We start from the raw sequence: 10,224 nt of genomic DNA on the forward strand, positions 1-10,224 counted from the left end.
TAATTAATACAAATACATCGAACAAATTAAATTCATGAAGTGAATAATTAGACAACATCAATCCCATTTACCTGATTAACATGCCTGAAGTATATCCCCGAATGGACCAGGTCTGATTCTGATTTTTTTTCCTACGAGCATGGTCATTCGCACTTATAAATTAAAAAACATTAAATACCCTCATTATTATACGCAGCTACATTTTATTTTTTATCCCTCTGCCCCAGCTACCGGTTCGCGACATATATCGGTTAATGGGTATTTAAAGGAACAGTAATGACGAATCATTTCAGACACTTGCCCTTATCTGGTTTCATTGTCTGCGCGGTACTGCTCACTGGATGCGATGGTCAGGAAAATCAACAACAACACCTGCAGGCGCCTCAGGTCAGCGTGCATATTGTGAAAAGCGCACCTCTGGCTGTCACCACTGAACTCCCGGGCAGAACAGATGCATTTCGCGTTGCGGAGGTTCGTCCTCAGGTCAGCGGCATTATTCTTCGCCGTAACTTCGCGGAGGGTAGCGATGTAAAAGCGGGCGAGTCACTCTACCAGATTGATCCTGCGACCTATCAGGCAGCCTATGATAGCGCGAAAGGCGAACTGGCGAAGGCTCAGGCGGCGGCCAATATTGCGCACCTGACCGTAAAACGTTATCTCCCGCTGGTAGGCACCCAGTATGTCAGTAAGCAGGAGTATGACCAGGCCGTGGCGACGGCTCAGCAGGCAGATGCCAGCGTGGTTGCCGCAAAAGCGGGCGTTGAAAGCGCACGTATCAACCTTGCCTACACCAAAGTGACCTCTCCGGTTGATGGTCGTATCGGGAAATCCAGCGTGACCGAAGGGGCGCTGGTGACGAACGGGCAAGCCGCAGCGCTGGCAACGGTCCAGCAGCTCGATCCGATTTATGTCGATGTCACCCAGTCCAGTAATGATTTTATGCGCCTGAAACGGACGAGCCTGCAAAAAGGCGATACCGCCAGCAGCGTTGAGCTACTGATGGAGAACGGGCAGCCCTATCCGCTGAAAGGCACATTGCAGTTCTCTGACGTCACGGTTGATGAAAGTACCGGCTCGATCACCCTGCGCGCCATTTTCCGGAACCCTCAGCATCTGTTGTTACCCGGCATGTTCGTTCGCGCCCGAATTGATGAAGGCACCCAGCCGGATGCGATTCTGGTACCACAGCAGGGCGTGACCCGCACACCGCGAGGCGATGCAACCGTCCTGGTGGTGAACGATAAAAACCAGGTTGAGCCGCGAACCGTCGTGGCCCCTCAGGCAATTGGCGATCGCTGGCTGGTGACGGAAGGGCTGAAAAACGGTGATCGCGTGATTGTCAGCGGGCTACAGAAAGTCAGACCGGGGGCAACCGTCGTCGCCACGCCGGATACCACCACGACGCCAGCCGGTTAAGGGACGACGACATGGCTAATTTCTTTATTCAGAGACCGGTTTTCGCCTGGGTACTTGCCATCATTTTGATGATTGCAGGCGGGCTGGCCATTCTCAAACTTCCCGTCGCACAGTATCCGACCATTGCCCCTCCCGCCGTGGCGATATCCGCGACCTACCCGGGAGCTGACGCTCAAACGGTGCAGGATACCGTGACCCAGGTTATCGAACAGAACATGAACGGTATCGATAAGCTGATGTATATGTCCTCCACCAGCGATTCAGCGGGTAACGTCACCATCACCCTGACCTTCGAATCAGGAACCGATCCGGACATCGCCCAGGTGCAGGTGCAAAACAAGCTGCAGCTCGCCATGCCGCTGCTGCCGCAAGAGGTACAGCAGCAAGGGATTGGCGTGGAGAAATCCAGCAGCAGCTTCCTGCTGGTCGCCGGCTTTGTTTCAGACAACAAAAATCTCACGCAGAATGACATCTCTGACTATGTCGCGTCGAACGTCAAAGATGCCATCAGCCGAACGTCTGGCGTCGGTGACGTTCAGCTGTTTGGCGCTCAGTATGCGATGCGCATCTGGCTCGACAGCAACGCGATGAACAAATACCAGCTGACGCCGCAGGATATTATCAACCAGCTGAAAACGCAGAACGACCAGATAGCGGCAGGCCAGCTGGGCGGAACGCCGTCCATTCCCGGGCAGCAGCTGAATGCCTCGATCATCGCGCAAACCCGCCTGAAATCTCCGGAGGAGTTTGGCCGCGTAACGCTTAAGGTGAACCAGGACGGCTCGATGGTTCATTTGAAGGACGTGGCTCGCATTGAGCTGGGTGGCGAAAACTACAATATGGTCACTAAAATCAACGGGCAGGCGGCAACCGGTCTGGGGATTAAGCTGGCAACCGGGGCAAATGCGCTGGACACTGCGGCAGCCATTAAGAGCAAGCTGGCGCAACTGCAGCAGTTCTTCCCGCAGGGGCTGAAAGTGGTCTATCCCTATGACACCACGCCTTTTGTGAAGATCTCCATTCACGAAGTGGTGAAGACCCTGTTTGAAGCAATCATTCTTGTCTTCCTGGTCATGTACCTGTTCCTGCAAAACCTGCGCGCGACCCTCATCCCAACTATCGCGGTGCCGGTCGTTCTGCTGGGTACCTTCGCGGTTCTGGCGGCATTCGGTTTCTCCATCAATACCCTGACGATGTTCGGCATGGTGCTGGCGATAGGTCTGCTGGTCGATGACGCTATCGTGGTCGTTGAGAACGTTGAACGCGTCATGGTCGAGGACAAACTGCCGCCGAAAGAGGCCACGCAGAAGTCGATGGAGCAGATCCAGGGTGCACTGGTCGGGATCGCCATGGTGCTCTCGGCGGTCTTTATTCCGATGGCCTTTTTTGGCGGCTCGACGGGGGCGATCTATCGTCAGTTCTCGCTGACTATCGTTTCCGCTATGGCGTTGTCCGTACTGGTTGCGCTAATCCTGACGCCCGCACTCTGCGCAACGTTGCTTAAGCCCGTATCCGGTGACCATCATGAGAAAAAAGGTGGCTTCTTCGGCTGGTTTAATGCGCTCTTCGATAAAAGCGTGGAGCACTACAGCAACAGCGTGAGCGGTATTTTGCGTAAGGCAGGACGCTATCTGGCGGTGTACGTCATTATCGTCGGAGGGATGGCGGTGCTCTTCCTGCGCTTGCCTACCGCCTTCCTGCCCGAAGAGGATCAGGGGGTGTTTATGACGATGGTTCAACTCCCGGCGGGTGCAACCCAGACGCGTACTCAGCAGGTCCTCGATCAGGTTCAGGACTACTATCTGAACAACGAAAAGGCGAACGTGGAATCCGTCTTTACCGTAAACGGCTTTAGCTTTAGCGGCCAGGGTCAGAACGCCGGTATTGCCTTCGTCAGCCTGAAGCCCTGGGAGGAGCGACCGGGGTCGGAAAACGGCGTTGAAGCCATTGTGCGTCGCGCGACGAAAGCATTCAGTCAAATTAAAGACGGCCTCGTGTTCCCGTTTAACCTGCCTGCAATTATCGAACTGGGTACCGCCACGGGCTTCGACTTTGAATTGATCGATCAGGCCAACCTGGGGCATACCCAGCTGACGCAGGCGCGTAACCAACTGCTCAGCATGGTGAATGAGCACCCTGACCTGCTGGTTCGCGTCCGCCCTAACGGTCTTGAAGATACGCCTCAGTTCAAGCTGGATGTCGATCAGGAGAAAGCGCAGGCGCTGGGCGTCATCCTTTCTGACGTCAACCAGACGATTTCGACGGCCTTAGGCGGCACCTATGTGAATGACTTTATCGATCATGGGCGCGTGAAAAAGGTCTACGTCCAGGCTGATGCAAAATTCCGTATGTTGCCAGGAGATATTAATAACCTTTACGTGCGCAGCGCGAATGGGGAAATGGTCCCGTTCTCCGCCTTTAGCAACGCTCACTGGGTCTATGGTTCACCTCGTCTGGAGCGCTATAACGGGATGCCTTCTATGGAGATCCTGGGTGAATCAGCCCCGGGTAAAAGTACCGGTGAGGCCATGGCTATGATGGAAAGCCTCGCGGCAAAACTGCCTTCCGGTATCGGCTATGACTGGACGGGGATGTCTTATCAGGAGCGCCTCTCGGGTAACCAGGCGCCAGCACTGTACGCCATTTCACTGATCGTGGTGTTCCTGTGCCTGGCTGCGCTGTATGAAAGCTGGTCCATTCCGTTCTCCGTTATGCTGGTTGTACCGCTGGGGGTCATTGGGGCGCTTCTCGCAGCGTCGCTGCGCGGGTTAAACAACGACGTCTATTTCCAGGTCGGCCTGCTGACGACGATTGGTTTATCGGCGAAAAACGCCATTCTGATCGTCGAATTTGCTAAAGACCTGATGGATAAAGAAGGCAAAGGCATTATTGAAGCCACGCTGGAAGCTTCCAGGATGCGACTTCGACCGATCCTGATGACGTCCCTGGCCTTTATTCTTGGCGTCATGCCGCTGGTAATCAGCACCGGGGCGGGGAGCGGCGCGCAAAACGCCGTCGGTACGGGCGTTATGGGGGGAATGCTTTCCGCAACGCTTCTGGCGATTTTCTTCGTGCCCGTCTTCTTTGTCGTTGTTCGGCGACGGTTTACTCACCATAAAGAGTAATGTTCCCTGAAAAGGCACCTCTGGTGCCTTTTTTATTTTTAACATAAACAATGAATTAGGCTTTACATAAAGGTAGCATTAAAAATATGATGATTTGCATTAAGTAAAAACAGTCTCTTAAAACTCCATAATGTCTCCATTAATTCTTCCTGAAAACCGACTTTTCTCCACGATTTTTACAAACTACATAATTTGAGATTATTCCTCGTGTAACGAGGACTTACCCCGGTGGTAAAATAACCTCCAGTTCGTTAATAGCCCTCCTGGCTTTATAGCGGATGAGAAATAATACTGAGGTAACATCATGAAAAGATTCATTTCCGTTGCACTTCTCGCTGCGCTGCTTGCTGGTTGCGCGCACGACTCTCCATGTGTACCGGTTTACGACGACCAGGGCCGACTGGTTCATACCAATACCTGTATGAAAGGCACCACTCAGGATAACTGGGAGACTGCGGGTGCTATCGCCGGCGGTGCTGCCGCAGTAGCGGGTCTGACGCTGGGTATTGTTGCCCTGACCAAGTAAAATCTGTTGAGAAAGCGCGGCTCTGGCCGCGCTTTTGCTTTTAATGAGTGCAGTATTTTCAAATAAGTAAAAAAATAGCCCCGTATCTATTCGCCTAATTATTCCAAGCCTGAAGTCAGTCACAACTTTTTCGCATACTCATTCAAATTACTTATTCTATCGTGATGATTTTCACACATTAATCTTATTGAATAACCTGCCAATATTCACGCTGAAAACTATCTCTTCTTTTTCCTGACCCGACTCGCAACTTTTGCTCCAATTTGTGGCACAGGTTGTAATTTCGCACCGTTTCGGGGCGCTCGTTTTATTTAAGCCTGTCTACACTCAGCATTAAGCGTTCACTCGTCTCTTATTTTGTCGAACGCAAAACTGGCATTACGTTTGCTTTATAAACGTTGGCCAAAGCCACAGACAGGTAAAGCGTTTAAAAACGCCTCTATAACGATAAATTACGCCACACAGGATGCATTATGAAAAAGACGATGATAGCCAGCCTGGCCGCTGCAGGCATGTTGTTTGCCGTAGCCGGTCAAGCCCATGCGGGAACGACACTGGATGCCGTTAAAAAGAAAGGTTTTGTTCAATGTGGTATCAGTGACGGTTTGCCTGGCTTCTCTTATGCCGATGCGAACGGCAAATTTACCGGTATTGATGTGGACGTCTGCCGTGGCGTGGCAGCCGCCGTTTTTGGCGATGACAGCAAAGTAAAATATACCCCGCTGACGGCGAAAGAACGCTTTACGGCGCTGCAGTCCGGCGAGGTCGACATGCTCTCCCGTAATACCACCTGGACCTCCTCCCGCGATGCAGGCATGGGGATGTCATTTACGGGCGTAACCTATTATGACGGCATCGGCTTCCTGACCCACAATAAAGCCGGCCTGAAAAGCGCTAAGGAACTGGATGGCGCCACCGTTTGTATCCAGGCGGGCACCGATACCGAGCTGAACGTCGCGGATTATTTCAAAGCAAACAACATGAAATACACCCCGGTGACATTCGACCGCTCGGATGAATCGGCCAAAGCGCTGGAATCCGGCCGTTGCGACACGCTGGCCTCTGACCAGTCACAGCTGTATGCCTTACGCATTAAGCTGAGCAATCCGGCAGAGTGGATTGTCCTGCCTGAAGTCATTTCCAAAGAGCCTCTCGGCCCCGTCGTTCGTCGCGGCGATGAAGACTGGTTCTCCATTGTTCGCTGGACGCTGTTTGCCATGCTGAACGCAGAAGAGATGGGCATCAACTCTAAAAACGTTGATGAGAAAGCCGCTAAGCCATCCAACCCTGATATGGCGCACCTGCTCGGTAAAGAAGGTGATTTCGGCAAGGATCTGAAGCTGGATAACAAGTGGGCTTACAACATCATCAAACAGGTGGGCAACTACTCTGAGATCTTTGAGCGCAACGTGGGATCGGAAAGCCCGCTGAAGATCAAACGCGGCCAGAACAATCTCTGGAACAACGGCGGTATTCAGTACGCACCACCAGTACGTTAAGTCATAGCTGTAACGGGCACTGCTCCGGCAGTGCCCACTCCAGAGTCATGGTTACTGAGGTTTCTTTATGTCCCATCGCCGCTCAGCCGTAAAAGGATCGCTATCCTTTTCTCATCCCGCGGTCCGCGCCTGGCTATTCCAGATTATTGCTATTGTTGCGGTTGTTCTCATCGCCGTGTATCTCATCCATAATACAATCACCAACCTGAATAACCGCGGCATTACCTCCGGTTTCGCGTTTTTAGACCGCAGCGCGGGGTTTGGTATTGTTCAGCACCTTATTGATTATCAGGAAGGTGACACGTACGGACGCGTGTTCGTGGTCGGTTTACTGAATACGCTGTTGGTATCGGCGCTTTGTATCGTCTTCGCGTCGATACTGGGCTTCTTTATTGGCCTGGCGCGTCTTTCTGAAAACTGGCTCCTGCGGAAACTGTCGACCATTTATATCGAGACGTTCCGCAATATCCCCCCGCTCCTGCAGATCTTCTTTTGGTATTTCGCCGTACTGCGTAACCTTCCCGGTCCCCGCCAGGCCGTCGACGCGTTTGAGCTGTTTTTCCTGAGTAACCGTGGATTGTCCATTCCTTCTCCTCAGCCGGGTGAAGGGCTGTACGCTTTTATCGGCGCGATTGTGATAGCGCTTGCGCTCTCTGCGGGGGTATTCCGTTTTAACCGCAAGCATCAGATCAAAACCGGTCAGCTTCGTAGAACCTGGCCCACGGCAGCTGTCCTGATCGTTAGCCTGCCGCTAATTGCACACTGGCTGTTTGGGGCCGCTTTGCACTGGGATATTCCACATCTGCGGGGCTTTAACTTTCAGGGCGGGATGGTATTAATTCCCGAGCTGGCGGCCCTGACGCTGGCGCTGTCGATTTATACGTCCGCGTTTATCGCAGAAATTATCCGTGCAGGGATCCAGGCCGTACCTTATGGACAGCACGAGGCGGCGCGCTCGCTGGGATTACCCCATACCGTGACGCTTCGCCAGGTCATTATTCCGCAGGCTTTACGGGTCATCATTCCCCCCCTGACCAGCCAGTATCTCAATATTGTCAAAAACTCGTCTCTGGCCGCTGCCATTGGTTACCCGGATATGGTGTCACTCTTCGCCGGAACCGTGCTTAACCAGACCGGACAAGCTATTGAAACCATCGCCATCACCATGTCTGTCTATCTCATCATCAGCCTGGTAATTTCACTGCTGATGAACCTCTATAACCGTCGTATAGCACTGGTCGAGCGCTAAGGATCTATGATGACAAAAGCGATACTGTCGCACTCCTCGCGCCCTGCCAACTCGACAGGTGGACGTTTCATTCTCTGGGCGCGTAAGAATCTGTTCTCCAGCTGGAGTAACAGCCTGCTGACGATTGTCTGCCTGTGGCTCATGTGGGAATTGATTCCTCCCCTGCTGAACTGGGCGTTTTTACAGGCCAACTGGGTCGGTTCAACCCGAGCAGACTGCACAAAAGCCGGCGCCTGCTGGGTGTTTATTCATGAGCGCTTCGGCCAGTTCATGTATGGATTGTATCCGCACGAACAGCGCTGGCGGATTAATCTGGCGCTGGTTATTGGCCTGCTTTCTGTCGCAGCCATGTTCTGGAAAAAGCTGCCTCACCGTGGACGCTATATTGCCGTCTGGGCGGTGGTTTATCCGATTATTGTCTGGGTGCTGCTGTATGGCGGTTTTCTGGGGCTGGAACGCGTTGAAACACGCCAGTGGGGCGGGCTGACGCTGACGTTGATTATCGCATCAGTGGGGATAGCCGGTGCTCTGCCGTGGGGGATTCTACTTGCTCTGGGGCGACATTCAAAAATGCCGATCGTCCGCGTGCTCTCCGTTATCTTTATTGAGTTCTGGCGCGGCGTACCGCTTATCACCGTCCTGTTTATGTCGTCGGTCATGCTGCCGCTGTTTATGGCAGAGGGAACAACCATCGACAAGCTGATCCGTGCCCTGGTGGGGGTGATTCTCTTCCAGTCCGCCTATGTCGCTGAAGTTGTGCGAGGTGGTTTGCAGGCGTTGCCTAAAGGCCAGTACGAAGCGGCGGAATCACTGGCTCTCGGTTACTGGAAAACGCAGGGACTGGTCATTCTTCCACAAGCACTCAAGCTGGTCATTCCGGGTCTGGTCAACACGATCATTGCCCTCTTCAAGGATACCAGCCTGGTGATCATTATCGGATTGTTCGATCTCTTTAGCAGCGTGCAACAGGCAACCGTTGACCCTGTCTGGCTGGGTATGTCCACCGAAGGATATGTCTTTGCTGCCCTGATCTACTGGATCTTTTGTTTTAGCATGTCGCGCTACAGCCAGCATCTGGAAAAGCGCTTTAACACCGGGCGTACACCGCACTGAGGAAATTATGAGCCAAATAACTATGACACCCGCCGACGCGATGATTACGCTGGAAAATGTGAATAAATGGTACGGACAATTTCATGTCCTGAGGGACATTAATCTTAAGGTAAAGCAGGGAGAACGCATCGTCCTTTGCGGCCCTTCGGGCTCCGGAAAATCCACAACCATTCGCTGTATTAATCATCTTGAAGAACATCAGCAAGGACGCATTGTGGTTGATGGTATCGAGCTGAATGAAGATATCCGCAATATCGAACGCGTACGTCAGGAAGTAGGAATGGTATTTCAACACTTTAATCTGTTTCCGCACCTGACCGTTCTGCAGAACTGTACGCTTGCGCCGATTTGGGTACGAAAGATGCCGAAAAAGGAAGCGGAGGCATTGGCAATGCACTACCTGGAGCGTGTACGTATCGCAGAGCATGCCAATAAATTCCCTGGCCAGATATCGGGTGGCCAACAGCAGCGTGTGGCTATCGCCCGTTCGCTGTGTATGAAACCGAAAATTATGCTGTTTGATGAACCAACATCTGCCCTCGATCCGGAAATGGTGAAAGAGGTTCTGGACACCATGATTGGGTTGGCACAATCCGGCATGACTATGCTGTGCGTCACGCATGAGATGGGGTTTGCGCGAACCGTGGCCGACCGGGTGATCTTTATGGACCGCGGGGAGATTGTTGAGCAAGCTCCGCCGGATGAGTTCTTTGCGCATCCGAAGTCAGAACGTACGCGAGCATTCCTGTCGCAGGTGATTCATTAGTTGTTTGCTCTGCCGGGTGGCGGCTTCGCCTTACCCGGCCTACCGTTTTTTCGGCGCATAAACGCAAAAAGGCCATCCTTTCGGATGGCCTCTCTACTTATTTGATGCCTGGCAGTTCCCTACTCTCACATGGGGAGACCCCACACTACCATCGGCGCTACGGCGTTTCACTTCTGAGTTCGGCATGGGGTCAGGTGGGACCACCGCGCTAAAGCCGCCAGACAAATTCTTTTACTTCTTGCCGAACTTTAACCTAAGTATAAAGTGGTGCTGATACCCAGAGTCGAACTGGGGACCTCACCCTTACCAAGGGTGCGCTCTACCAACTGAGCCATATCAGCACGCTAAATTTGATGCCTGGCAGTTCCCTACTCTCACATGGGGAGACCCCACACTACCATCGGCGCTACGGCGTTTCACTTCTGAGTTCGGCATGGGGTCAGGTGGGACCACCGCGCTAAAGCCGCCAGGCAAATTCTGTTAATCTGTATCAGGATGAAATTTGATTGTTCTGTCTCTTCGCCGAAACA

General features: G+C 52.8%; 7 protein-coding genes, 1 tRNA gene and 2 rRNA genes. 7 read left to right on the top strand and 3 right to left on the bottom strand.

Annotated elements, in window-relative coordinates; translation table 11 throughout:
• Window positions 1–276 precede the first annotated feature (276 nt).
• From INF68_RS08330 to INF68_RS08360, 7 genes are all read left to right on the top strand, one after another.
• Window positions 277–1,416, top strand: a complete 1,140-nt coding sequence (locus INF68_RS08330) for an efflux RND transporter periplasmic adaptor subunit (RefSeq protein WP_126785707.1) — start codon at window positions 277–279, stop codon at window positions 1,414–1,416.
• Between the two features lie 11 nt (window positions 1,417–1,427).
• Complete coding sequence (locus INF68_RS08335) at window positions 1,428–4,541, top strand: efflux RND transporter permease subunit (protein WP_126785706.1); 3,114 nt, start codon at window positions 1,428–1,430, stop codon at window positions 4,539–4,541.
• Between the two features lie 304 nt (window positions 4,542–4,845).
• The gene (locus INF68_RS08340; RefSeq protein ID WP_008502867.1) at window positions 4,846–5,067 is read left to right on the top strand and encodes a lipoprotein; all 222 of its coding nucleotides are present in this window, start codon (window positions 4,846–4,848) and stop codon (window positions 5,065–5,067) included.
• A gap of 473 nt (window positions 5,068–5,540) precedes the next feature.
• Entirely contained in the window at window positions 5,541–6,566 is a 1,026-nt protein-coding gene (locus tag INF68_RS08345; RefSeq protein ID WP_023333654.1) for an amino acid ABC transporter substrate-binding protein, read from the top strand.
• Between the two features lie 67 nt (window positions 6,567–6,633).
• Window positions 6,634–7,815, top strand: coding sequence for an amino acid ABC transporter permease (locus INF68_RS08350; RefSeq protein WP_126785705.1), 1,182 nt, complete (start codon window positions 6,634–6,636; stop codon window positions 7,813–7,815).
• Between the two features lie 9 nt (window positions 7,816–7,824).
• Window positions 7,825–8,928, top strand: a complete 1,104-nt coding sequence (locus INF68_RS08355; protein WP_126785915.1) for an amino acid ABC transporter permease — start codon at window positions 7,825–7,827, stop codon at window positions 8,926–8,928.
• A gap of 7 nt (window positions 8,929–8,935) precedes the next feature.
• Window positions 8,936–9,694: an amino acid ABC transporter ATP-binding protein gene (locus INF68_RS08360; protein ID WP_023309440.1), complete on the top strand. Its 759-nt coding sequence runs from the start codon at window positions 8,936–8,938 to the stop codon at window positions 9,692–9,694.
• A gap of 106 nt (window positions 9,695–9,800) precedes the next feature.
• Here INF68_RS08360 and rrf (INF68_RS08365) read toward each other — a convergent pair.
• The 3 genes from rrf (INF68_RS08365) to rrf (INF68_RS08375) all read right to left on the bottom strand — a co-directional run bounded on the left by rrf (INF68_RS08365) (window position 9,801) and on the right by rrf (INF68_RS08375) (window position 10,165).
• Window positions 9,801–9,916: ribosomal RNA gene (gene rrf / locus INF68_RS08365) — 5S ribosomal RNA — on the bottom strand.
• A 43-nt stretch (window positions 9,917–9,959) separates the two neighbouring features.
• Window positions 9,960–10,035, bottom strand: a tRNA-Thr gene (locus INF68_RS08370).
• A gap of 14 nt (window positions 10,036–10,049) precedes the next feature.
• Window positions 10,050–10,165, bottom strand: a 5S ribosomal RNA gene (gene rrf / locus INF68_RS08375).
• Window positions 10,166–10,224 lie beyond the last annotated feature (59 nt).

The sequence above is a fragment of the Enterobacter cloacae complex sp. P16RS2 genome (assembly GCF_014982155.1).
Lineage (GTDB): Bacteria > Pseudomonadota > Gammaproteobacteria > Enterobacterales > Enterobacteriaceae > Enterobacter > Enterobacter cloacae_M.